21 protein-coding genes are annotated in these 24,153 nt (G+C 69.0%); 8 read left to right on the top strand and 13 right to left on the bottom strand.

The window, feature by feature from the left end:
- Nucleotides 1-42 precede the first annotated feature (42 nt).
- The 4 genes from BM070_RS12090 to BM070_RS12105 form a co-directional block, all read right to left on the bottom strand.
- Nucleotides 43-1,419, bottom strand: coding sequence for a GntP family transporter (locus BM070_RS12090; RefSeq protein WP_092939666.1), 1,377 nt, complete (start codon nt 1,417-1,419; stop codon nt 43-45).
- A gap of 244 nt (nt 1,420-1,663) precedes the next feature.
- The gene (locus BM070_RS12095) at nt 1,664-2,443 is read right to left on the bottom strand and encodes a FadR/GntR family transcriptional regulator (protein WP_092939667.1); all 780 of its coding nucleotides are present in this window, start codon (nt 2,441-2,443) and stop codon (nt 1,664-1,666) included.
- Between the two features lie 300 nt (nt 2,444-2,743).
- Nucleotides 2,744-3,736, bottom strand: a complete 993-nt coding sequence (locus BM070_RS12100) for a tripartite tricarboxylate transporter substrate binding protein (protein WP_092939668.1) — start codon at nt 3,734-3,736, stop codon at nt 2,744-2,746.
- Nucleotides 3,737-4,166: 430 nt separating this feature from the next.
- Nucleotides 4,167-4,859 carry a FadR/GntR family transcriptional regulator gene (locus tag BM070_RS12105; protein WP_092939669.1) on the bottom strand — a complete coding sequence of 231 codons (693 nt, stop codon included), beginning with the start codon at nt 4,857-4,859 and terminating at the stop codon, nt 4,167-4,169.
- 217 nt (nt 4,860-5,076) lie between these two features.
- Between BM070_RS12105 and BM070_RS12110 the strand changes: the two genes are divergently transcribed.
- The 8 genes from BM070_RS12110 (at nt 5,077) to BM070_RS12145 (ending at nt 12,823) form a co-directional block, all read left to right on the top strand.
- The gene (locus tag BM070_RS12110) at nt 5,077-5,760 is read left to right on the top strand and encodes an amino acid ABC transporter permease (protein WP_092939670.1); all 684 of its coding nucleotides are present in this window, start codon (nt 5,077-5,079) and stop codon (nt 5,758-5,760) included.
- Nucleotides 5,761-5,778: 18 nt separating this feature from the next.
- Complete coding sequence (locus BM070_RS12115; protein WP_092939671.1) at nt 5,779-6,429, top strand: amino acid ABC transporter permease; 651 nt, start codon at nt 5,779-5,781, stop codon at nt 6,427-6,429.
- Nucleotides 6,413-7,141, top strand: coding sequence for an amino acid ABC transporter ATP-binding protein (locus tag BM070_RS12120; RefSeq protein WP_092939672.1), 729 nt, complete (start codon nt 6,413-6,415; stop codon nt 7,139-7,141). The genes BM070_RS12115 and BM070_RS12120 overlap by 17 nt, the downstream gene beginning before the upstream one ends.
- 76 nt (nt 7,142-7,217) lie before the next feature.
- The gene (locus BM070_RS12125) at nt 7,218-7,988 is read left to right on the top strand and encodes a transporter substrate-binding domain-containing protein (RefSeq protein ID WP_092939673.1); all 771 of its coding nucleotides are present in this window, start codon (nt 7,218-7,220) and stop codon (nt 7,986-7,988) included.
- Between the two features lie 84 nt (nt 7,989-8,072).
- Entirely contained in the window at nt 8,073-9,083 is a 1,011-nt protein-coding gene (locus BM070_RS12130; RefSeq protein ID WP_092939674.1) for a zinc-binding alcohol dehydrogenase family protein, read from the top strand.
- A 34-nt stretch (nt 9,084-9,117) separates the two neighbouring features.
- Nucleotides 9,118-10,272 carry a mannitol dehydrogenase family protein gene (locus BM070_RS12135; protein ID WP_092939675.1) on the top strand — a complete coding sequence of 385 codons (1,155 nt, stop codon included), beginning with the start codon at nt 9,118-9,120 and terminating at the stop codon, nt 10,270-10,272.
- Between the two features lie 32 nt (nt 10,273-10,304).
- Complete coding sequence (locus BM070_RS12140) at nt 10,305-11,843, top strand: UxaA family hydrolase (RefSeq protein WP_092939676.1); 1,539 nt, start codon at nt 10,305-10,307, stop codon at nt 11,841-11,843.
- Nucleotides 11,843-12,823: a sugar kinase gene (locus BM070_RS12145; RefSeq protein WP_092939677.1), complete on the top strand. Its 981-nt coding sequence runs from the start codon at nt 11,843-11,845 to the stop codon at nt 12,821-12,823. The genes BM070_RS12140 and BM070_RS12145 overlap by 1 nt, the downstream gene beginning before the upstream one ends.
- 45 nt (nt 12,824-12,868) lie before the next feature.
- Here BM070_RS12145 and BM070_RS12150 read toward each other — a convergent pair whose 3' ends face one another.
- The 9 genes from BM070_RS12150 to BM070_RS12190 form a co-directional block, all read right to left on the bottom strand.
- Nucleotides 12,869-13,648: an ABC transporter permease gene (locus BM070_RS12150; RefSeq protein ID WP_092939819.1), complete on the bottom strand. Its 780-nt coding sequence runs from the start codon at nt 13,646-13,648 to the stop codon at nt 12,869-12,871.
- 8 nt (nt 13,649-13,656) lie between these two features.
- On the bottom strand, nt 13,657-14,481 hold the full coding sequence (locus BM070_RS12155) for an ABC transporter ATP-binding protein (protein ID WP_092939678.1): 825 nt from the start codon (nt 14,479-14,481) through the stop codon (nt 13,657-13,659).
- 117 nt (nt 14,482-14,598) lie between these two features.
- On the bottom strand, nt 14,599-15,633 hold the full coding sequence (locus BM070_RS12160; protein WP_092939820.1) for an ABC transporter substrate-binding protein: 1,035 nt from the start codon (nt 15,631-15,633) through the stop codon (nt 14,599-14,601).
- A 210-nt stretch (nt 15,634-15,843) separates the two neighbouring features.
- On the bottom strand, nt 15,844-18,138 hold the full coding sequence (locus tag BM070_RS12165; protein ID WP_092939679.1) for an NADP-dependent malic enzyme: 2,295 nt from the start codon (nt 18,136-18,138) through the stop codon (nt 15,844-15,846).
- A 180-nt stretch (nt 18,139-18,318) separates the two neighbouring features.
- A complete protein-coding gene (locus BM070_RS12170; protein WP_092939680.1) occupies nt 18,319-19,827 on the bottom strand; it encodes a nucleobase:cation symporter-2 family protein in 1,509 nt (502 codons plus the stop codon).
- 134 nt (nt 19,828-19,961) lie between these two features.
- Nucleotides 19,962-20,783 (bottom strand): GntR family transcriptional regulator, encoded by an 822-nt coding sequence (locus BM070_RS12175; RefSeq protein ID WP_092939681.1) that lies wholly within the window; start codon nt 20,781-20,783, stop codon nt 19,962-19,964.
- Nucleotides 20,784-20,821: 38 nt separating this feature from the next.
- Nucleotides 20,822-21,568: an aspartate/glutamate racemase family protein gene (locus BM070_RS12180; RefSeq protein ID WP_092939682.1), complete on the bottom strand. Its 747-nt coding sequence runs from the start codon at nt 21,566-21,568 to the stop codon at nt 20,822-20,824.
- Nucleotides 21,569-21,592: 24 nt separating this feature from the next.
- Nucleotides 21,593-23,095: an NCS1 family nucleobase:cation symporter-1 gene (locus BM070_RS12185; RefSeq protein WP_092939683.1), complete on the bottom strand. Its 1,503-nt coding sequence runs from the start codon at nt 23,093-23,095 to the stop codon at nt 21,593-21,595.
- A gap of 347 nt (nt 23,096-23,442) precedes the next feature.
- Nucleotides 23,443-24,132, bottom strand: a complete 690-nt coding sequence (locus tag BM070_RS12190; RefSeq protein ID WP_092939684.1) for a GntR family transcriptional regulator — start codon at nt 24,130-24,132, stop codon at nt 23,443-23,445.
- Nucleotides 24,133-24,153: the final 21 nt, after the last annotated feature.

Raw genomic sequence — 24,153 nt, forward strand, 5'->3', positions numbered from 1 at the left:
TGTCAGTCCTCGAAAAGAGAGAAGCGTTGGAAGAAGGGGCGTTCAGGCCACCAGGGCCCAGATCAGCGCGGTGAGCGCGAAGCCTGCCAGGCCCAGCACGGTGGTCAGCACCGTCCAGGTGCGCAGGCCGTCGCCCACGCTCAGGCCCAGGTAGCGCGTCACGATCCAGAAGCCGGAGTCGTTGACGTGCGACAGGCCCAGGCTGCCGAAGCCGATGGCCACGGTGAGCAAGGCCACCTGCAGCGGCGAATACCCGCCACCGGCCATGGCGTCGGCCAGCAGGCCGCAGGTGGTGATGATGGCCACCGTGGCCGAGCCCTGCGCCGCGCGCAGCGCCAGCGAGATCACGAAGGCCAGCAGGATCAGGGGCAGGCTGGTGGCGGTGAGGCTTTGCGACAGCGCGGCGCCGATGCCGCTGGCCGTGAGCACCTTGGCGAACACGCCGCCTGCGCCCGTCACCAGGATCACGGTGGCGGCGGGCGGCAGCGCCGATTCCATGATGGCGTTGGTGCGCTCGCGGTTCCAGCCCTGGCTGCGGCCCAGCAGGAACATCGCCAGCCCCACGGCCACCATCAGCGCGAAGATGGGTGAGCCGATGAAGCCCAGCACCGCGCGCAGACCGTCGCCCTTGGGCAGCAGCGTGGCGCCCGTGGTGCCCGCCATGATGAGCGCCAGCGGGACCAGGATCAACGCCATGATGGTGCCCACGCCGGGGGTGCGCCGGCTGGAGCCGGAGACCGCAGCCCCGTCCGCCGCCGTGGTGCCGAAGGCGGCGAACTGCTCGGCCGTGGCGGGCAGCATGGGATAGCCCTTGCGGTTGAGCCAACCCGCGACGTACTGCGACAGCGCCGCCAGCGGAATGCAGATGGCCAAGCCGATGAGGGTGATCCAGCCGATGTCTGCCTTGACGATGGCCGCGCCACCCACGATGCCAGGGTGCGGAGGCACCACCACGTGCGCAGCCAGCATGATGCCCGCCACGGGCAGTCCGAACTTGACCGGGTTCACGCCCGCTGCCTTGCAAAAGCCATAGACGATGGGCACCAGGATGATGAAGCCCACGTCGAAGAACACCGGAATGGCCAGCACCAGCGCCGCCGCCGTGAGCGCCATGGGAACGCGCGTGGGCCCCAGCAGCTGGGTGAAGCGGTTGGCCAGGCTGGCTGCGCCGCCGGACACCTCGATCATGCGCCCCAGCATGGAGCCCAGTGCCACCAGGATGGCCACCGAGCCCAGCGTTCCGCCCATGCCCGCGATCAGCGTGCTGATGATGTCGCCGATGGGCATGCCGGTGGCGAAGGCCACCAGGAAGCTGACCAGCATCATGGCCACGAAGGCGTGTACCTGCCAGCGGATGATGAGCAGAAGCAGCAGCGCGATGCTGCCGGCGCCGATGCCGAGAAGTGCGATGGTGGACACGACGGGGATATCTCCAGAAGGCGGCCGTGCAGCATGCGCGCATGTACCACGGCCTTGATTGTTGGTATTGTCAGGTCATCATACAAATTTAAGTTGATGTGTTGCCTCGGGTAAACCCGTGGCAGGAGAGACGGGCGGGCGGAGGTTGCCGGGCGGCCGCTGGCGGTCTGCCATCCCGGGAAAAGGGTGGCCGTTTGGACGCCGGAACGATCCGGGCCCCTGTTGCGCCGGCTTGTCGGCGTGTCTACTTCAAGCCGGGCGGAACGGCTGCCACCAGCGGCTCGGCCAGCCTGTCGCCGGACTGGGTCCAGAAGCTGGGGTCGGCCTGCGCGATGCGGTCCAGGGCGTTGTGCATGTGCGCGGTGGCGGCGTTGCGGGCGGCTGCGGGATCACCGGCCTCGATGGCCTGCACGATGCGTTCGTGCTCCCGGGTGACGGCTTGGGATAGGTCGCTGCGGCGTGCCTCGTTGGCCCGGGTCACGCGCGTGGCGCCCTGGAGGAACTGGGCCAGGTAGTCCAGCGTGTTGATGAGAAACGGGTTGCCTGCCGCGCGGGCGATGGCACGGTGGAACAGCACGTCTTCCTCCACGCCATCACGGCCCGCGGCCACCGCATCGTGGATGGCTTGCATGGCCTGCCGGATGGCGGTCAGGTCATCGGCGCTGCGGCGCTGTGCGGCCAGTTCCGCCACCTCGGATTCGAGCGCGCGGCGCACTTCGACGATCTGCATCACCGCTTCGCGCGAGGCTGCATGCGGCAGCGCGAACTGCAGCGGCTCGATGCCCGGTGCCTGCACGTACACGCCGCTGCCCTGGCGCGAATCGACCAGGCCGCGCGACTTCAGGCGCGAGATGGCTTCGCGCACGACCGTGCGGCTGACCTGGAACTGCTGGGCCAGCGCGGCCTCGGTCGGGAGCTTCTCTGCGGCCTGGATGCGTCCCTCCCGGATCTCCGCCTCCAGCGCGCTGGCGACCTGGTCGGCCAGCTTGATGGTGGGTTTGATCGCGGAAAAGGACGAGGACATGGAGGGAGAGACGGCGCGGGGTGTGGGAGGGAAGGCGTGCGAGTGCAGAACCCGCCGGACGACTGTACTCCAAGCCCCAGGGATGCTCTTGAAGAGTCGCAGCGCCGCGTGCCTCTGCGGGCTCGGGCTATATACAGCATTGCACACCAGCGCCATGGCTGCGATGGACGCACTGCAGCCGCTCCCGCTCCGAAGCGCAGACCTTTGCGCTTGATTCGTGCAGGGCTCCCCTGGCTCGGCGCTTGAAGGTACGGGTGACCTGCGCCTCCTCAACAGCGCCAGGCCCCATTGCGGCTGACGTCAGTCGAGCTGAATCTTTGCGAACGCCGCCACCTGCTTCCACTGCGCGGCGTCGCTGGCCATTGCGGCGGCGGCAGCAGGCGCGTCCATGAAGGCGGGCTCTGCGCCCTGGCGCTGGATGGCAGCGACGGTGTCTGGCTCCTGCACGACCTTCTGCAGGGCCTGGGAGAGTCGGGCCACCACCGGCGCTGGCAGGCCTGCGGGTGCAGCCATGCCGAACCAGGCGCTGACGTTGAAGCCTTCCAGTCCGGATTCCGCCAGCGTCGGCACCTGTGGCAGCGCCGCGCTGCGCTGCGGCGTGGTCACGGCCAGCGCCCGCAGCTTGCCGGCCTTGATCTGGCCGATGGAAGAAGGCAGGTTGTCGAACATCAGGTCCACCTCGCCCGACAGCAGCGCGGTAACGGCTGCCGCCGAGCCACGATAGGGAACGTGGGTGATGAACGCACCGGTCTGGCGCTTGAACAGTTCGGCGCTCAGGTGCAGCGAGGTACCGTTGCCGTTGGAGGCGTAATTCATGCGCCCGGGTGCGGCCTTGGCCCGGGCCACCAGGTCCGACACCGTGGTGACGCCCGACGCCGGATTGACCAGCAGTACGTTGGGTACGCGGCCCAGCAGGGCCACCGGGGCGAGCTGCGACGGCTGGTACGGCAGGTTCTTGTAGATCGCGGGGCTGATGGTGAGTGCCGGCGAGGCCATCAGCAGGGTGTAGCCATCGGCAGGCGCGCGAGCCGCCTCGGCGGCTCCCAGGTTGCCGCCGGCGCCGGGCTTGTTGTCCACCACCACCGGCTGGCCCAGATCCTGCCCCAGCTTGGCGCCCACCAGCCGGGCCATGTTGTCGATCAGGCCACCGGGTGGGAAGGGCACCACCAGCCGGATGGGGCGGGCGGGCCAGCCCGCCTGGGCTTGCGCCTGCGCCAGCGGTGCGAACAAGGCGCAGGAAGCGAGGGCTACCGTGGCGCGGAGCAAGGTGCGTTTAGTCTGGACGGGGGGCATTCAGGTCTCCTGGTGCGGCGGTCTCGCGCCACTTATTGGTCATGTAGTAAGGTCATCATACAAATTGGTGTGTGGGTCAACGCGTGGGGTTTACCCGGGCCACGGTGGGTGGGCCTGCACCAATGACCCTGTGGACTCTTCGCCCTCCTGGCGACGCGCGCGGGCTTGCCCTGCCGGCGTGGTCGCGGAAGCTCGACTCGCAGCGCCCTAGTCAGACGGCGGTGGCGGTGGCTGCGGTGGCTGCGTTCGCGCCGCACAGCAGGCGGCTGGGGATGCGCTTCACGAATCGAGCGGCCAATGAGCGCTGCGGATCAGGATGGGCTGCAAGGCGCAAACCCAGTGATCGCCGTAGCTATCACGAGGATTTGCAACGCCGCAGAACGCCTGAGTCCGCAGATGCACACGGCGCGGTGATTGGACAAGAGCGTCCCTACGGGATGACCCAGCGATCCGCCGCTGCGCGAATGTGCGAGCGCATGGCGGATTCGGCCAGCAGCGGGTCGCGCAGTGCCAGGCAGCGGTAGACCTGCTCGTGCTCGGCCAGGGCCTCATGCCATGTGGGCTGGCCTTCCAGCCGCTTGCGCATGTGGGTGGCAAGCGGGCCGCGCCGCTCGTCGAACAGGGCGGCGACGAGGCTCACCAGCACCGAATTGCCGGTCATCTCGGCGATGCGCACGTGGAACTCCCGGTCGTGCTCCAGCACGTCACGGCCGGCAGCGATGTCTGCACGCATGGCCTCCACGCTGGCCTGGACGCGTGCCAGACCCTCCGGTGTGGCGTGCACGCATGCCAGCACGATCACACCGCCTTCCAACACTCCACGGGCCTGCATCAGTTCCTGCGGACTTTCGCCCATCGATACCGGCATGCCGGAGCGCCTCAGCGCGCGGCTGCACACATAGACGCCCGAGCCCATGCGGATCTCCACGCTGCCCTCGATCTCCAGTGCGATCAGCGCTTCGCGCAGCGAGGGGCGCGACACGCCCAGCTGCTGGGCCAGGTCGCGCTCCGGCGGCAGGCGGCTGCCTTCGCGGTAGTCGCCTTGCTGGATCAGGGCGCGCACCTTGTCGGCGATCTGCTGGTAGAGGCGGCGGGTTTCGAAAGTCTTGGCGGTGTCGGTCATCGCGGCAACGGAAGTGGGTTTTGGTCAGGCCAACCGGGTCTGGCCAGAAAGGCGGCGCGCTCAGTGTAGGGAGTGATTGGGGTCTGCAATGCGAGAAATCAGGCGATTTCCCTAGGTTCGGGGTAAACCCGGTAAGGCCAATTCATTTTGATTGATAAATTGGCCTTACCAATAAACAACGGCCTGGGCGGCGACGCCTGCGCCGAACCGGCCCCCGATGAACTACGCATTCGATTTCTCCGCGCCGCTGGCCTACTGGCCCGATCTGCTGGCCGGCGCGGGAACCACCCTGTCCCTGTCACTGACCTCCACGGTCTTCGGCTTCCTGCTGGGCGTGGTCTGCGCCCTGGCCAACACGGGCCGCTCGCGCTGGCTGGCGCGGCTGTCGGGCATGTACATCGAGGCGATCCGCAACACGCCCCTGCTGGTGCAGGTGTTCATCGTCTATTTCGGCCTGGCGTCGATGGGCCTGCAGGTGGGTGCCTTCACGGCCGCCATCGTGGCGCTGGTGGTGAACGTGGGCGCCTACACCAGCGAGATCGTGCGCGCCGGGATCGAGTCCATTCCCAAGAGCCAGCTGGAGGCGGCCGAGTGCATGGGCCTCTCGCGCTGGCACACGCTGCGCCATGTGGTGCTGCCGCCCGCGGTCGAGCGCGTCTATCCCGCGCTCACCAGCCAGTACGTGCTGCTGATGCTGGCCTCGTCGATCTGCTCGCAGATCTCCGCCGAGGAGCTGACCGCGGTGGCCAACCGCATCCAGTCCGACACCTTCCGTTCGGTGGAGACCTATCTGCTGGTCGCCGCGGCCTACCTGGCGCTGTCGCTGGTGATGCGGTTCGTGCTGTGGCTGGTGGCCATGGCCGCTTTCCCGCGGCTGCGCCGCATGGGCTCGCCGCTCTGATCGGCAGGAAGACGCACCATGGGCTTTCTCACTGCTTCCCATCTCGCATTTCTTTTCGACGGCCTGCTGTGGACCGTCGGCCTCTCCCTGCTGGCCTTCGCCGGTGGCGGCCTGCTGGGCTTCGCCGTCGCGCTGGGCCGCTGCTACGGGCCGGGCTGGTCGCGCCTGGCGGTGTCGCTGTACATCAAGCTGGTGCAGGGCACGCCGCTGCTGGTGCTGCTGCCGCTGGCCTATTTCGGCCTGCCTTCGCTGGGCCTGAACGTGCCGCCGCTCACGGCAGCCGCGCTGGCGCTGTCGATCTACGTGTCGGCCTACCTGGGCGAGATCTGGCGCGGCTGCATCGAATCGGTGCCGCGCACGCAGGCCGAGGCCGCCGAGTGCCTGGCGCTGCCCTGGCACCTGCGGGTGTGGCACGTGATCCTGCCGCAGGCCGTGAAGATCGCCACGCCGCCCACCGTGGGCTTCATGGTGCAGATCGTGAAGAACACCTCGCTGGCCTCGTCCATCGGCTTCGTCGAGCTGGCGCGCGCCGGCCAGATCATCAACAACTCCACCTTCGAGCCCTTCGGCATCTTCATGCTCGTCGCGGCGCTGTATTTCGCCCTGTGTTATCCGCTGTCGGTGCTGAGCCGCCGCCTTGAGAGGAGCTTCCATGTCGCCCATCGTTGAGATCGAGAACATCTGCAAGAGCTTCGGCACCACCCGCGTGCTGGAGGGCGTGTCCTTCACGGTGAAGAAGGGCTCGGTGGTGGCCATCATCGGCCAGAGCGGCTCGGGCAAGAGCACGGCGCTGCGCTGCATCGACCGGCTGGAGACCGTGGACCAGGGCCGCATCCGGGTGTGCGGGCACGAGGTCACCGCGGCCGGGCTGGACCTGCATCAGCTGCGGCGCGACGTGGGCATCGTGTTCCAGAGCTACAACCTGTTCCCGCATCTGACGGTGCTCGAAAACATCATGCTCGCGCCGCGCCTGGTCCAGAAGGTGGCCAAGGGGCAGGCCCGCGAGCGGGCGCTCGCCGTGCTGGCGCAGGTGGGGCTGGCGGAAAAGGCCGACTGCTACCCCGCGCAGCTCTCCGGCGGGCAGCAGCAGCGCGTGGCGATCGCCCGGTCGCTGGCCATGCAGCCGCAGCTGATGCTGTTCGACGAAGTGACCTCGGCGCTGGACCCGCAGCTCACCGGCGAGGTGCTGCGCGTGATGGAAAAGCTGGCCGAAGGCGGCATGACCATGATCCTCGTCACGCACGAGATGGCCTTCGCCCGCAAGGTGGCCGACGAGGTCATCTTCATGCACAAGGGCCGCGTGTGGGAGCACGGGCCCGCCTCCATCCTCGACGCGCCGGCGACCACCGAGCTGCGCGACTTCATCGGCAACGGCCTCTGAGCCGGCCGCCGCTGCGCCTTCGCCTTTCCCTCTTTTTTTCCTGGCCCCCCGCATTCCCATACCAAGGAGACATCCCATGATCCGACGCCCCCGACTGTTGCGCAGCGCCGCCGCCGTTGCCGTCCTGCTGGCCTTCGGCGCCGGCGTGGCCCACGCCGATCTGCTCAAGGACATCCGCGACGCGAAGAAGATCCGCATCGCGCTCGACACGGGCTCGCCGCCCTACGGCTTCGTCGATGGCGCCATGAAGCCCGTGGGTTCCGACGTGGAGACCGCGCAGCTGCTGGCGCAGGACCTGGGCGTGGCGATGGAGATCGTGCAGACCACCAGCCCCAACCGCATTCCCTTCCTGCAGACCGGCAAGGCCGACATCGTCGTGGCCTCGCTGTCGGTGACGCCTGAGCGCGAGAAGGTCATCGACTTCTCGGTGCCCTATGCGCAGATCCTGGCCGTGGTCGCCGCGCCCAAGGCGATGCAGATCAAGGGCTTCGAGGACCTCAAGGGCAAGCGCGTGGCCACCACGCGCGGCTCCAACAACGACAAGGTGGTGACCACGGGCGCGAAGGACGCGCAGATCGTGCGCTTCGACGACGACGCCACGCTGGTGACCGCGGCGGTCAGCGGCCAGGCCGACATCATCGCGACCTCGCCGGCCATCGTGAACACGGTGCTGGCCAAGGCGCCCGGCAAGGATTTGGAGCAGAAGTTCGTCATGTCCACCGTGCCGCTGGGCATCGGCCTGCGCAAGAACGAGCCCGAGCTCAAGGCCTGGCTGAACGACTGGATCACCAGGAACACGGCCAACGGCAAGCTGACCGCGATCTACAAGAAGTACCACGGCAACTGAGCCGCCGCGCGGGGCACCCGGCGGCCCGCGCCTCTCTCTCCTTCCTTTTTTCCTCCTTCCTTCCACTTTCCTGCGAGCCTTCCCATGCTGACCGTCATCTGCGAAACCCCCGGCACCTTGCGCGCCGAGCAACGTGAGCGCCCCGTGCGCGGCCCGGGCGAGGTGCTGCTGCGCGTCAAGCGCGTGGGCGTGTGCGGCACGGACCTGCACATCTTCACGGGCAACCAGCCGTTCCTGCAGTACCCCCGCGTGATGGGGCATGAGCTCTCCGGCGTGGTGGAAGAGGCGGAGCCCGGAGGGCGGCTGGCCGTGGGCGATGTCTGCTATGTCATGCCCTACCTCTCGTGCGGCACCTGCGTGGCCTGCCGGCAGGGCAAGACGAACTGCTGCGTGAACATCCAGGTGCTGGGCGTGCACCGCGACGGCGCCTTCACCGAATACCTGGCGCTGCCCGAAGCCTTCGTGCACAAGGCCGACGGCGTCTCGCTGGACCAGGCCGCGATGATCGAGTTCCTGGCCATCGGCGCGCACGCCGTGCGCCGGGGCAACGTGCAGCCCGGCCAGCGCGTGCTGGTGGTGGGCGCCGGCCCCATCGGCATGGCGGCGATGATCTTCGCGCGGCTGCGCGGCGCCGAGGTGACGGCCATCGACGGCCGCCAGGACCGCGTCGATTTCTGCCAGCGCGAACTCGGGGTCGCCCATACGGTGACCCTGGGCGAGGGCGATGCCGAGCGGCTGTCGGCCATCACCGGCGGCGAATTCTTCGACCAGGTCTTCGATGCCACGGGCAACGCCAAGGCCATCGAGCGCGGCTTCGGCTTCGTGGCGCATGGCGGCACCTATGTGCTGATCTCGGTGGTGCGCGACACCATCACCTTCTCCGACCCCGAATTCCACAAGCGCGAGACCACGCTGCTCGGCAGCCGCAACGCCACCACCGAAGACTTCGAGACCGTGCTGGCCGCGATGCGCGCGGGCCAGGTGCCCACCGCCGCGCTCAACACCCACCGCATGGCGCTGGCCGACGTGCCGGCCGACTTCAGCCGCCTGCTGGACCCGGCCCAGGGCGTGGTCAAGGCCATCGTCGAAATCTGAAATTCCGCGCGCGTTGCTTTTCCCCGGACCGGCCATGGCACATCCCATTCTTCAATTCGGCACCAGCCGCTTCCTGCTGGCGCACGTCGATCTCTTCGTCTCCGAGGCCCTCGCGGGCGCGCCCGGAGCGGGCGATGCGCTGGGCGGCATTACCGTGGTGCAGACCTCCGAGCGGCCCGAGGGCGCCGCGCGCGTGGCGGCCCTGGCTGCGGCGGCGGATCAAGGCGGCGGCTACCCGGTGCGCGTGCGCGGGCTGGCCGGCGGCGAGGTCGTGGACCGCACGCTGCCCTGCACGTCGGTGCAGCACGCCTGGCAGGCCTCTGCCCGCTGGGCCGAGCTGCGCAGCTCCGTCATGCCGCAGGTGCGGGTGATCGTCTCCAACACGGCCGACACCGGCTATCTGCTCCACGAGGGCGATGGCCCGCAGGCGCTGCAGCCCGGCAGCGCCGCGCCGCGGAGCTTTCCGGCCAAGCTGCTGGTGCTGCTGCACGAGCGCTGGCGTGCCGCCCCGCAACTGCCGCTGACCCTGCTGCCCTGCGAGCTGATCGAGCGCAACGGCGACGTGCTCAAGGGCGTGGTGCTCCAGCTCGCGCAGCAGTGGCAGCTGCCGGCCGACTGCATCGCGTGGCTGGACGCGCACTGCGTCTGGGCCAGCTCGCTGGTGGACCGCATCGTGTCCGAGGCCATCGAGCCCGTCGGCGCGGTGGCCGAGCCCTATGCGCTCTGGGCCATCGAACGGCGGCCGGGCCTGCAGCTGCCCTGCACGCACCCGTCCATCGTGCTGACCGACGACCTGGCCTTCCACGAGCGGCTCAAGCTCTTCCTGCTGAACGCGGGCCACACCTTCCTGGCCGAACGCTGGCTGCAAAGCGGCGCCGTGCCCACCGCCACCGTGCGCGAGGCCATGGCCGACCCGGTGCGCCGCCCGGAGCTGGAAGCGCTCTGGGCTGAAGAGATCCTGCCCGTGTTCGACGGCCTGGGGCCGGTGGCGCGCGCCCAGGCCGAGGCCTATCTGGTGGACGTGCGCGAGCGCTTCGCCAACCCGTTCCTCGACCACCGCATCGCCGACATCGCGCAGAACCATGCCCAGAAGAAGCAGCGCCGCTTCGGCCCCATCCTCGCCCTGGCCGCGGAACACGCACCGCAGCTGGCGCAGCCGCGCCTGAAGGCGGCCATGGCCGGCGCCTGATCTCTCCCCCCTCTTTCCTGCCCAGAGCCACGATGACCTCACCCCATTCCACCCCTCCTGCCGCGCTGCAGCTGGCGGCCGCCGACAACGTCGCCGTGGCCCGCAAGGACCTGGCGGCCGGCGAGCGCCTGACCGTCGGCACGCACGACATCGTGCTGCGCGAGCCCATCCCTTCGGGCCACAAGCTGGCGCTGCAGGCGATCGCGCCCGGGGAGGTCGTGCGCAAGTACGGCCAGAGCATCGGCGTGGCGACCGCGCCCATCGCCGTGGGCGAGCATGTCCACGTCCACAACATCGGCATGGTCGCCTCCAGCCACGACCACGTGGCGGGCGCGGGCTACCGGCCGACGGAGCCGGCCGCCGACGCGCTCACCTTCGACGGCTATCTGCGCCCCGACGGCCGGGCGGGCACGCGCAACTACCTGGGCGTGATCGCCAGCGTGAACTGCTCGGCCACCGTCTGCCGCCACATCGCCGACAGCTTCCGCGGCGCGGCTCTGGAGGCCTATCCGAACGTGGACGGCGTGGTCGCCATCACGCACGGCAGCGGCTGCGGCATGGGCGGCACCGGCGAGGGCATGGAACTGCTGCAGCGCACGCTGCGCGGCTATGCCGACCATCCCAACTTCGCGGGCGTGCTGGTGGTGGGCCTGGGCTGCGAGGTGAACCAGATCGCCCCGCTGGTCGAGACGCTCTCGCAGCGCGCGCCCGGCATGTTCGCCACGCTCACCATCCAGGAAGAAGGCGGCACGCGCGAGACCATCGCGCAGGGCCAGCAACTGCTGCGCCGCATGCTGGAGCAGGCCGGCCAGGCGCGCCGCCAGCCCGTGCCGCTGTCGCACCTGGTGGTGGGCCTGCAGTGCGGCGGCTCCGATGGCTATTCGGGCATCAGCGCCAACCCGGCCCTGGGCGCGGCGGTGGACCGGCTGGTGCGCCACGGCGGCACGGCCATCCTCTCGGAAACGCCGGAGATCTACGGCGCGGAGCATCTGCTCACGCACCGTGCGGCCAGCCCCGAGGTCGCGGCCCGGCTGCTGGGCCGGCTGGCCTGGTGGGAGCAATACGTCGCGCTGCACGGCGGCGACATGAACAACAACCCCTCGCCCGGCAACAAGGCGGGCGGCATCACCACCATTCTGGAAAAGTCGCTGGGCGCGGTCGCCAAGGCGGGCTCCACCGGCCTCATGGACGTGGTGGAGTACGCGCAGCCCGTGCGCGCCCAGGGCCTGGTGTTCATGGACACGCCCGGCTACGACCCCGTCTCCGCCACCGGCCAGGTGGCCGGGGGCGCCAACCTCATCTGCTTCACGACCGGGCGCGGCTCCACCTACGGCTGCAAGCCCACGCCCTCGCTCAAGCTCGCCACCAACACGCCGATGTTCCAGCGCATGTCGCTGGACATGGACTTCGACTGCGGGGGCATCGTCGAAGGGCGGCAGAGCATCGACGAGGCCGGCGAGGCGCTGTTCCGCCTCATGGTCGCCACCGCGTCGGGCCAGCGCAGCAAGAGCGAGGACAACGGCCTGGGCGACAACGAGTTCCTGCCCTGGCAACTGGGCGCGGTGATGTGATGGCCGCGCCGCAAGCGACTTCTACCGTGCAGACGCCGACGTTGACGCTGGAGGTGCTGACCGTGGGCGAGCCCATGGCCCTCTTCATGGCCGCGGCCCCCGGCGAGCTGCATGCCGTGGCCGACTTCCGCCGCGTGGCGGCGGGCGCCGAACTCAATGTGGCGACCGGCCTGGCCCGGCTGGGGCTGCGCACCGGCTACATCACGCGGCTGGGCACCGATTCGTTCGGGCGCTTTTTGCAGGGCGAGATGGCGCGCGAGGGCATCGACACCCGCTACGTGGCGGTGGATGCCGCGCAGGCCACCGGCTTCATGCTCAAGACGCGCACGGACGATGGCAGCGATCCGCAGATCGAATACTTCCGCAAGGGCTCGGCCGCCAGCCGCCTCTCGGTGGCGGATGCGCCCGCAGGCACTTTCCCGGCGCGCCACCTGCACCTGACGGGCATCACGCCGGCGCTCTCGCCCACCACGCTGGAGCTGGCCTTCCACCTCGCGCGGCAGGCGCGTGCGGGCGGTGCCAGCATCTCGTTCGACCCGAACCTGCGTCCGCGCCTCTGGCCTTCGCCGCAGGCCATGGCGGAGTGCGTCAACGCGCTGGCGGCGCTCAGCGACACGGTGCTGCCCGGCCTGGCCGAAGGGCGGCAGCTCACGGGCTGCCACACGGCCGAGGAGATCGCGGCTTTCTATCTGCAGCGCGGCGCGCGGCAGGTGGTGGTCAAGCTCGGGGCGGAGGGCGCGTATTTCGCCGATAGCGCGGGCGCGGCCGGCGTGGCGCCGGGCGTGCCGGTGGAGCGAATCGTCGATACCGTGGGCGCGGGCGATGGCTTCGCGGTCGGCGTGATCAGCGCGCTGCTCGAAGGCCGAACGCTCGCGCAGGCCGCGGCGCGGGGCAATGCCATCGGCGCGCGCGTGGTGCAGTTTCCGGGCGATTCCGACGGTCTGCCCGACCGGCAGCAGCTGGCCCGCATCGGCGGTTGAGCCGGGCGCCGCTGAGGTTGCGGGCGGCGTGCCCGCCCGCCGGCATCAATCGCCCTGCGAGCCGCGCCGTGCCCAGCCGGTGGTGTGCTTTTCCAGCACGCTGAAGAGCTCGTACATCACCATCGCCATCGCGCCCACCACCATCAGGCCGGCGAAGGCCAGGCCCATCTGCATCGACGAGCCCGCGGAGATCAGCAGGTAGCCGATGCCCTCGTTGGCGGCGGTCATCTCGCTCACCGTGGTGCCCACGAAGGCCAGCGTGATCGCCACCTTGAGCGAGCCGTAGAAGTAGGGCAGCGAGCGCGGCAGGCCGACCTTCATCAGCACGTCCCAGCGCTTGGCGCCCAGCACGCGCAGCACGTCTTCGAGCTCGGGCTCCAGCGTGGCCAGGCCCGTGGCGATGTTGACCATGATGGGAAAGAAGCTGATGAGAAAGGCGGTGAGGATCGCCGGCCCTGCGCCGATGCCGAACCACACCACCAGGATGGGCACGAAGGCGGCCTTGGGGAGCGCGTTGAACGCCGTCATGAGCGGATAGACGGCGGCATAGGCCAGGCGCGAGGAGCCGATCAGAAAGCCCAGCAGCACGCCCACCACGATGGCGATGCCGAAGCCCGCCATGGTCACCCAGAAGGTGCGCCAGGCGTGGCCGGCGATGATCCACTTGAATTCGACCAGCTGGCTCCAGATGGCGCCGGGGCTGGGGAAGATGAATTCCGAGATGCCCAGGCCCGAGCAGATCACCTGCCAGAGCACGATCACGGCGAACAGCAGCACCCAGGGCGACCAGCGCTCGATGCGTTTTCGATAGGCTGCGTTCTTCATCATGCTCGTCATTGCGTGATCTCCCCGCCGGCCTTGCGCAGCGCCCCGATGTGGCCGCGCAGCTCCAGCACGATGTCGGTGAATTCCTTGGTGTAGGTCAGTTCCAGCTCGCGCGGGCGCGGTAGGTCGATGTCGCGCCTGACGACGAAGCGTCCCGGGCTCTTGCTCATCACATAGACGGTGTCGGCCAGGAACACGCTCTCGCGCAGGTCGTGCGTGACGAGGATGACGTTGAATTTCTGCTCGGCCTGCAGGTCGCGCAGGATGCACCAGAGCTCTTCGCGCGTGAAGGCGTCGAGCGCGCCGAAGGGCTCGTCGAGCAGCAGCATCTTGGGCTCGTGGATCAGGGCGCGGCAGATGCTCGCGCGCTGCTGCATGCCGCCCGAGAGCTGCCAGGGGAACTTGTCCTCGTAGCCGCCCAGGCCCACCTTCTGCAGCAGGGCGCGGGCGCGGGCCTCGTATTCCTTGCGGCGGGCCTTGAACTGGCTGCGATGGGGCTCCACGATCTCCAGCGGCAGCAGCACGTTGTCCACCGTCGTGCGCCAGGGCAGCAGCGAGGGCGCCTGGAAGGCCATGCCCGAGATCTTCAGCGGCCCGGTGACGGGCTGGCCGTCGATGCGGATCTTGCCGATGGAGGGCATCCGCAGGCCGGTGGCCAGCTTCATGAAGGTGGACTTGCCGCAGCCCGAAGGGCCGACGATGGCGATGAATTCGCCCTGCCGTACCTGCAGGTCGATGGCTTCGACGGCGAAGTGGTTCTGCGCGAGCAGCTCGTCGTTGTAGGCGAGCCAGACATCACGGAAGTCCACGAAATAGGGGGCTTCGGCCTGCATGGGGTGGTTCGTAGGAAATATGCCGCTGGCGCTCGTGGATCAAGCGCCTTCAGCTATTAAAATGAGAGCGGTCGGCCGGCACTCCGCGGGGGAGCCGGGCCGGCCGCCCGGGCGTCGTTACTTGCGCGGCAGGATGTTCAGCTCGGCCGCCGTCGGCAGGAAGCTGCCGTTCCACACCGTCTCGGGATTGACCCGCGTCTTGGTGCCGTAGGCGTCGGACACCTGCGAGGCCATCAGCGAAAGGCGCTGGGGCTTGAGCTGGCCGAAGCCTTCGGCGCGGGCGTCGGGGCTGTTGACCACGGTGTCGATGGCCAGCTGCAGGCGGCGCGTTTCGAGCTGCGTGTTGATGATGCCGTCGCGCTCCTTCACGTAGGCGATGGCGGCGGCCGGGTTGGCGATGACTTCCTTGGCCCCGCGCGTGAAGGCCTTGAGGAAGGCCTTGATGGCCTCGGGGTTCTCCTTGACCAGCTTGGGGTTGACGATGATGACGTTGCCGTAGAGCTTCACGCCGAAGTCGGCATAGGGCATGACCACCACGTCGCTGGCCTTGGCGCCGCGCGCTTCCAGGCTCAGCAGCGAGGTGAAGGTGAAGCCGGTGATGGCATCGACGTCGCCGCGCATCAGCATGGTCTCGCGCAGCGGCGGGTCCATGGCCGTCCACTGCACGGCGCCCACGCCGTTGGCCTTGGCGAAGATCGGGAAGGCCCGGCGGCCCGCGTCGAACACCGGCGCGCCCAGCTTCTTGCCCGTGAGGTCGGCGGGCTTGGCGATGCCGCTCTTCTTGAGCGCCATGACGGCGGCGGGCGTGTTGTTGTAGACCACCATCACCGCGATGGGGCCGTTCTTGGCGTCGGGGTTGTTGGCATGGAATTCCATCAGCGCGGCCATGTCGGCGAAGCCGATGTCGTAGCTGCCCGAGGCCACGCGCTGCACGGCGCTGCCGGAGCCGTTGCCGGCATCCACCGAGACGTTCAGGCCGGCATCCTTGAAGTAGCCCTTGGCGGCAGGCAGCAGGAAGAGGGCCGAGGGGCCTTCGAAGCGCCAGTCGAGCTGGAACTTGATGGGCGTCAGCGTCTGGGCGGAGGCGGGCAGCGCGAAGGCGCCGGCCGTGGCCAGGGCCAGCGCGGCTTGCAGCAGGGAACGTTTCTTCATGGGGTCTCCGGTGCGGAAGGGACAGGGCGCGAGGGCCGCGGCGCGCCGGGGCGCGGCCACGGGCGGCTGCACGGAGATCAGCAAAAACGGTGCCTGCTTTTGTATACGATTTTGCGCGCGCTGGCGCGGGTGTGCCCCAGCCTGGTGCGCGCCCCATGAAAAAAGCCCGGCGGGTGCCGGGCTTCGTCAGTGGGCAGGGCCGCTTGCCTGTCAGGCCTTGGCGGCTGCCGCGTTGGCCGCGGCCAGCGCCGTCATGTTGACCACGCGGCGCACGGTGGAAGAAGGCGTCAGCACATGGGCCGAGGCCTTGGCGCCCAGCAGGATGGGGCCGATGGTCGTGCCGTGGCTGCCCGTGGTCTTGAGCACGTTGAACAGGATGTTCGCGGCGTCCAGGTTGGGGCAGATCAGCACGTTGGCCGAGCCGGTCAGCGTGGATTCGAGCAGCGCGTTCTTGCGCACGCTTTCCGAGAGCGCCGTGTCGCCGTGCATCTCGCCGTCGCATTCGATGTGCGGCGCGGCCTGCGCGAACAGGTCGCGCGCGGCGCGCATCTTGCGTGCCGAGGGGCGCGTGGACGAGCCGTAGTTGGAGTGCGAGAGGAAGGCCACCTTGGGCGGCAGGCCGAAGCGCTGCACCTCGTCGGCCGCCATCTGGGCGATGCCGGCCAGCAGCTCGGCGTCGGGCTCTTCGTTGATGTAGGTGTCGGCGATGAACAGCGTGTGCTGGTCGAGCATGAGCGCGTTCACGGTGGCGAAGCCGGGCACGCCTTCCTTCAGGCCGATGACCTGGCGGATGTGGTCCAGGTGGCTGTCGAAGCGGCCGACCAGGCCGCACAGCAGCGCGTCGGCATCGCCCAGGTGCACCATCAGCGCGCCGATCAGCGTGTTGGAGCGGCGCACGGCGGCCTTGGCGGTCTCGGGCGTCACGCCGTCGCGGCCCATCAGGCGGTGGTAGGCCTCCCAGTACTGGCGGAAGCGCGGATCGTCCTCGGGGTCGCAGATCTCCACGTCGCGGCCCGGCTGGATGCGCAGGCCGGCCTTCTTGATGCGCATCTCGATCACGGCGGGGCGGCCGATCAGGATGGGCTTGGCCAGGCCGTCATCGACGGCCACCTGTGCGGCGCGCAGCACGCGGTCGTCCTCGCCTTCGGCATAGGCCACGCGCTGGGGCGCGGCCTTGGCGGCGGCGAACACGGGGCGCATGAACATGCTGGTCTGATAGACGAAGCGGGTCAGGCTCTCGCGGTAGGCGGCGTAGTCTTCGATGGGGCGCGTGGCCACGCCCGATTCCTGCGCCGCCTTGGCGACGGCCGGCGCGATGCGCAGGATCAGGCGCGCATCGAAGGGCGTGGGGATCAGGTAGTCGGGGCCGAACGAGAGTTCCTGGCCGGCGTAGGCGGCGGCCACTTCGTCGCTCATCTCGGCCTTGGCCAGGTCGGCGATCTCGCGCACGCAGGCGAGCTTCATGGCTTCGGTGATCTTCGTGGCGCCGCAATCGAGCGCGCCGCGGAAGATGTAGGGGAAGCACAGCACGTTGTTCACCTGGTTCGGGTAGTCCGAACGGCCGGTGGCGATGATGCAGTCGGGGCGGATGGCCTTGGCGAGTTCGGGGCGGATCTCGGGCTCGGGGTTGGCCAGCGCCAGGATGATGGGCTTGTCGGCCATGGTCTTGACCATGTCGGCCGTCAGCACGCCGGGGGCGGAGCAGCCCAGGAACACGTCGGCGCCGTTCACCACGTCGGCCAGGGTGCGGGCCTCGGTCTTCTGCGCGTAGCGGGCCTTGGATTCGTCGAGCGGGCCGCGGCCTTCGTAGATCACGCCCTTGGAGTCCACCACGTAGATGTTCTCGCGCTTGACGCCCAGGCCCACCATCACGTCCAGGCAGGCGATGGCGGCGGCGCCGGCGCCGGAGACGGCCACCTTCACGGCGCCGATGTCCTTGCCCACCAGTTCCAGGCCGTTGAGCAGCGCGGCGCTGGAGATGATGGCCGTGCCGTGCTGGTCGTCATGGAACACCGGGATGTTCATGCGCTTGGAGAGTTCGCGCTCGATGTAGAAGCACTCGGGCGCCTTGATGTCTTCGAGGTTGATGCCGCCCAGCGTGGGTTCCAGCGCGGCCACGATGTCGATGATCTTGTCCGGGTCGCGCTCGGCCAGCTCGATGTCGAACACATCGACGCCGGCGAACTTCTTGAACAGGCAGCCCTTGCCTTCCATCACCGGCTTGCCGGCCAGCGGGCCGATGTCGCCCAGGCCCAGCACGGCCGTGCCGTTGGTGATCACGCCCACCAGATTGCCGCGCGAGGTGTAGTCGAAGGCGAGCGACGGGTCGGCCTGGATGTCCAGGCAGGGGTAGGCCACGCCGGGCGAATAGGCCAGCGACAGGTCGCGCTGGTTGGACAGCGGCTTGGTGGGCGTGACGGCGATCTTGCCGCGCACGGGGCTGCGGTGATATTCGAGCGCGGCTTCGCGCAGGGCCGCTTCGGCGGCGGAGAGTTGTTTTGTCATACGGTGTACCGAGAAAAAGCGAGGTGCGGAAAGGCTTTGCCTGTCGAGCTTAACGCCGTGCCGGCGCGGTGCCGGCGATGTCGCATGCGTTTTGTGCATGACCTGCCGCCGCAGCGGGCGGCGGGCGCCATCGGGCAGCGGGCCCCCGGTGCGGGGGCTCGCTTCAGGTGCGGGCCGGCGTCAGTGCGCGTCGGCCTGCCGGGCAGCGTCCACGGCCGCGGAGGTGTCGCGGCTGGCGCCATTGAAGAAGACATTCAGGAGCACGGCGGTGATCGAGGCCAGCAGAATACCGGATTCGATCAGGGGGTGGATGGCGTGGGGCATCCACTGGCGGAAGTTGGGCGCCACCAGCGGCACCATGCCCACGCCGATGGAGACGGCCACGATCATCGCGTTGAAGCGGTTGGCCTTGAAATCCACCGCGCCCAGGATGCGGATGCCGGTGGCGGCCACCATGCCGAACATCACCAGCCCGGCGCCGCCCAGCACCACGGTGGGCAGCGATTCGACCAGCGCCGCCATCTTGGGCAGCAGGCCCAGCAGGATCAGGATCAGCCCGCCGGCCACGCAGACGAAGCGGCTCTTGACGCCCGTGACGGCCACCAGCCCCACGTTTTGCGAGAAGCTGGTGTAGGGGAAGGTGTTGAAGATGCCGCCGATGAGCGTGCCCAGCCCGTCGGTGCGCAGCCCGCGCGTGAGGGCGGCCTGGTCCACCTTGCGGCCGGTCATCTCGCCCAGGGCCAGGAACATGCCGGTGGATTCGATCATCACCACCACCATGACCAGCGTCATGGTGAGGATCAGCACCGGGTCGAAGATCGGCAGGGCGATCTCGAAAGGCAGCACCAGGTCGAACCACTGCGCCTTGGCGACCTTCTCGAAGCCCATCAGCCCCATGGCGGTGGCGGCCACGCCGCCGATGCAGATGCCCAGCAGCACCGAGATGTTGGCGAGAAAGCCCCGTGCGAACTTGGCGATCAGCAGGATGGAAAGCAGCACCAGCGCCGAGATGCCCACGCCGGTCAGGTCGCCGTAGCGCGGGTTGGGCACGGTGGGCACCACCGCGAAGCCCTTGGGCACGGGCGGCAGCGACGAGCCCGGCGCGCCGGCCGCGGCCTGCGCCTCGGCCAGCCACTTGACGTGGTCGGGGTTCACCACCGTGGGCGCCGTGGGGCCCACCGGGTTGCCGAAGATCCAGTTGATGCCCACGCGCATCAGGCTGATGCCGATGACCGCGATGATGGTGCCGGTGACCACCGGCGGGAAGAAGCGCAGCATGCGGCTGATGAGCGGCGCGATGAGGATCGAGACCACGCCCGCGCCGATCACCGAGCCGAAGATCAGCCCCGCGCCGGCCGGCCCGGCGGTGGACTGCGCCATGGACACCATGGGCGCCACGGACGCGAAGGTCACGCCCATCATCACCGGCAGCTGCACGCCGAACCAGCGCGTGGCGCCCAGCGCCTGGATCAGCGTGACCAGGCCGCAGCAGAAGAGGTCGGCCGAGATGAGCTTGGCCACTTGGTCGGGCGTGAGGTTGAGCGCACGGCCGATGATGAGCGGCACGGCGACAGCGCCGGCATACATGACCAGCACATGCTGCAGGCCCAGCGCGGCGAGCTGGGGCGTGGGCAGATGCTCGTCCACGGGGTGGACGGCGGAGGCGCTTTCGGGCGTGCTGGCGGACATGGGGCGATTCCTTCGGGCAAGGCAATGCACACAGCGGTGTATGTAAAAAGTGTATGCAAAATGAGTGCCAAAGCCACGGTGGAAACCCGGGCGCAAGAGCGCTGGCGGCGTCGGGGCCGCCGCTCGTGAAACGCTCAGGCCAGCAGCGCCTTGACCAGGTCGAGCTGCCGGTCGGCCCGCCCGGAGTCGAGGTCCAGGCTGGACTCGATGCGCTCCAGGTGCTCCACCATGCAATGGACCGCCGCCTCTGCGTCGCCGCTCTTGCAGATGCGCAGGAAGTCGGCGTGCTCGTCCGATGCGCAGTGCGCGTCGTTGGACGAGTGGTAGAGCATGGCGATGAGCGAGCAGCGCGCCACTAGGTCGCGCACCAGCTGGGCCAGCGTCTGGTTGCCGACGATCTCGGCCAGCGCGACGTGGAAGTCGCCCAGCAGCTGCTCCTGCACGTGGCCGGCGGCGGTGCTGCCCTTGAGCGTGGCGCGCTCGAAGTTGATGTGCTGCTCCAGCCGCTGGTAGTCGGCCCGCTTGCCGCGCGCGACGAAGAGGCGCACCACCTCGCTTTCCAGGATGCGGCGCACGGCGAACACCTCGCGCGCTTCCTGCACGCTGGGGCGGCTCACGAACGAGCCCTTGTCGGGAATGGTCTCGATCAGGTGGTCCTTGGCGAGCATGACCAGCGCGGCGCGGATCTTGGTGCGGCTGACCGAATAGACCCGGCCCAGCGCCTCTTCGCGCAGCCAGGTGCCGGGCGGCAGGCGCTTTTCGACAATGGCGGTGGCGAGGTCGCGGGCGATGCTTTCGATGGAGGCCTGCACCGGCTCGCCCGTGCCGTCGGCGGCGGGCGGGGCCTCTGCAGGCAGCGCGGCGCTGCGGGCGGCGCGCTTGCGGCAGGCCGCAGGCGCCGGGACGGCTGCGGGTGCGTTGACGGGGGGCTGAGGGGCGGGGCGGGCGCGTGGCATGGCGCGATTATTGTGGTTCCAGCCTGCGCGCCGCCGCTTCAGCCCTGCGGCGCGTCCAGCGTGAAGCCGGCCAGCGCCCCGGCCATGGCCTTGGGCAATGGCCGGGCCAGCTCGCCGTGCTTGCTGGTGGCCAGGCGCAGCGTCACCAGCGATTCGATCAGCGTCGTGGCGGCCGCCACCCCGTCGATCACCGGCACGCCCAGCACGCCGCTGATGTGGTCGCACAGGTCGGCCATGCCGGCGCAGCCCAGCACGATGGTGTCGCAGCCGTCCTCCGCCAGGGCGCGGCGGCATTCGTCGGTGATGCGCTCGCGGGCGTTGGAGCCGGGCACTTCCAGCTCCAGCACCGGCAGCTCGCAGGCGCGCACATTGGCGCAGAAGCGCTCCATGCCGTAGATCTCGGCCAGATGCCAGGCCTGGCCCATGGTGCGGCCCAGCGTGGTGACCACCGAGAACCGCGAGCCCACCATGCTGGCCAGATGCATGGCGGCCTCGGCGATGCCCACCACCGGGCCGCGTGCCAGCTCCCGCGCGGCCTTCAGGCCCGGGTCGCCGAAGCAGGCGATCACGTAGCCATCGACGCCTTCGGCCTCGCCCCGGGCGATCTCCTGCAGCAGGCCGGGCACGGCCAGCGCCTCGTCGTAATGGCTCTCGATGGAGGCCGGCCCCATGGCGGGGCTGACCGCGATGACCTCGGTGCCCGGCCGCGCCACGGCGCGTGCGCAGGCCCCGATCTTCTCGGTCATGCTCCAGGTGGTGTTGGGATTGATGATCTTGATACGCATGGGCGCTGCACGCTCCTTCTGGGGTTAGTTCTTCTTGCGGTTCAGTGCCAGGTAGATGACCAGGCCCAGGCCCATGCCGATGAACCAGGCATAGCTGGCCACGCCGCGCCAGCTGGGCACGATCACGCACAGGATGGGCACGAGCGCTGCGGGCACCATGGTCATCACGGCGCTGCGGTTGTAGCCGCCTTGATACCAGTAGCGGCCTTGCGTGCTCATGGTGTAGAGGTCATCGACGACCACCTGCTGGCGGCGCACGAAGTAGTAGTCGGCGATCAGGATGCCGAACAGCGGGCCGATGAACGAGCCCAGGATGTCCAGCGTGTAGTGGATGACTTCCGGGTTGTTGTAGAGGTTCCAGGGCGTGATGAAGATCGAGCCCACGGCGGCGATCATGCCGCCCGTGCGCCAGCTGATGTGCTGGGGCGCCACGTTGGAGAAGTCGAACGCCGGCGAGACGAAGTTGGCCACGATGTTGATGCCCACGGTGGCGATCATGAAGGTGAGCGCGCCCAGCACCACGGCGGTGGTGGAGTCGATGCGGCCCACGGTGTGGACCGGGTCGGTGATGAGTTCGCCGAAGACGGGCAGCGTGGCGGCCGTGGTGATCACGGTCAGCAGCGAGAAGAACACGAAGTTGACCGGCAGGCCCCAGAAATTGCCCTTCTTCACCGCGTCGAAGCTCTTGCCGTAGCGCGAGAAGTCGCCGAAGTTGAGCATCGGGCCGCTGAAGTAGCTCACTACCAGGGCGATGGCCGAGAGCATCACCGGCACCGCGTCCCAGCCCTGGAAGCGCACGCCGCCCAGGTTCAGGTCGATGTTCTTCCAGCCGGCCTTCCAGACCAGCCAGCCGCAGAGGATGGCCATGACCACATAGACGCCCGGGCCGGCCCAGTCGATGAAGCGGCGGATGGCTTCCATGCCGTGCCAGAACACCAGCGCCTGCAGCACCCACATGACCATGAACGACACCCAGCCCAGCGTGGAGAGGCCCACGAAGCCGTGCTGCGTCACGTCGGCATAGGCGTCGAGCGAGGGGTAGAAGTGCAGCGCCAGGATCATGAAGGCGCTGGAGGCCAGATAGGTCTGGATGCCGTACCAGGCCACTGCGATCAGCCCGCGGATGATGGCCGGGATATTGGCGCCCAGCACGCCGAACGAGGCTCGGCAGATCACGGGGTAGGGCACGCCGGTCACCTGGCTGGGCTTGGCCACCAGGTTGCAGAAGAACTGCACGATCACGATGCCGATCAGCAGCGCCGCCAGCACGTGCCAGCTGGAGAGGCCCAGCGCGAACAGGCTGCCGGCGGTGACGTAGCCGCCCACGCTGTGAACGTCGGACATCCAGAACGCGAAGATGTTGTATTGGCCCCAGGTCTGGTTCTTCAGCGGGGCGAGGTCTTCGTTGGTCAGGCGCGGGTCGTAGCCCGGTTTGATGAGCGCATTGCCGGCGTGCGGCGATGCGCTGTGCGGGGCGGCGGGCGCCGGCGCGTGCGTGGCGCTGGCTGGATTGATGACAGTGGGCATGGCTACTCCTGGTGCATGGGTGGGGGCCGGCGGGTGTTTTTGCACTCGTTTAATGCATCCATGTTTGTATACAAAAAAAGAGTGCATTCCAAGGCATCAAGTTGGTGCGATGCCTGGGAGTTACCCGCTTGCCGGCGGAGTTAGCAAAATGCATGCGCGGAATTTCCGGGCGGCTTCAGGGCCTCTCGGCAAGGGCTTGGCGCGCGGTGGCGGGGGCGGGTGCGGGCGCGCCCGGCGGGCCGGCTATGCCAGCCATGGCGGGGGTGACGAGACTGGCGGAGTTGGCGCGCCCCGGTGCGGCGCGATGGAGAAGGTGCGGAGGCTGCCCGGCTCGGCCAGGCCTTGCGTCAGCTCTCGCGCGCTGCGGCCGGCAGCGGCGCGAGCGATTCGCGCAGCCGGTCGCGCACCAGCGGCTGCGCGGGGTTCAGGGCGTCTTCCACCTGCCCGATGTGGGCCAGCATGCGTTCGCGCGCCAGGGCCTTGTCGCCGGATTCCAGGGCTTCGACGATGGCGGCATGGTCGGCGCAGGATTCGCTGGCGTCGTGCTGCGACTGGTAGAGCGATGCGGCCAGCGTGGTGCGGGCCGTGAGGTCGCGCAGGATGCCGCAGAGGCTGCGGTGGCCCATGGCCTCGGCCAGGCAGACATGGAAGTCCGCCAGCAGGAAGGCGCGGGTGGCGGCGTCGGCGCCCTCGATGGCCTGGCGCTCCTCGTCGATGTGCGCGCGCAGGCGCTTGACCACGGCCTGCTGCAGCGGCAGGCCGGCGTCGGCGAGGATGCCCGACTCGATGATGCGGCGCGCCGAGAAGGCGTCCCGCGCGTCGTCCACCGACGGCTCCACCACGTACCAGCCGCGCCGGGGCCGCACCTCGACGAAGCCGCGCGCCTGCAGCTGCATCAGCGCCTCGCGCACCAGGGTGCGGCTGACCTTGAAGAGATCGGCCAGATCCTGCTCGCCCAGCCGTTCGCCGGGCGCCAGCTTCTGGGCCAGGATGGATTCGACGACTTGGCGGGCGATCTGCAGCGGGCTGATGGGCATGGGGCGATTGTGGGGCCGCGG

Origin of the sequence: Paracidovorax wautersii (genome assembly GCF_900113035.1) — a bacterium.
GTDB classification, from domain to species: Bacteria; Pseudomonadota; Gammaproteobacteria; order Burkholderiales; family Burkholderiaceae_C; genus Paracidovorax; species Paracidovorax wautersii.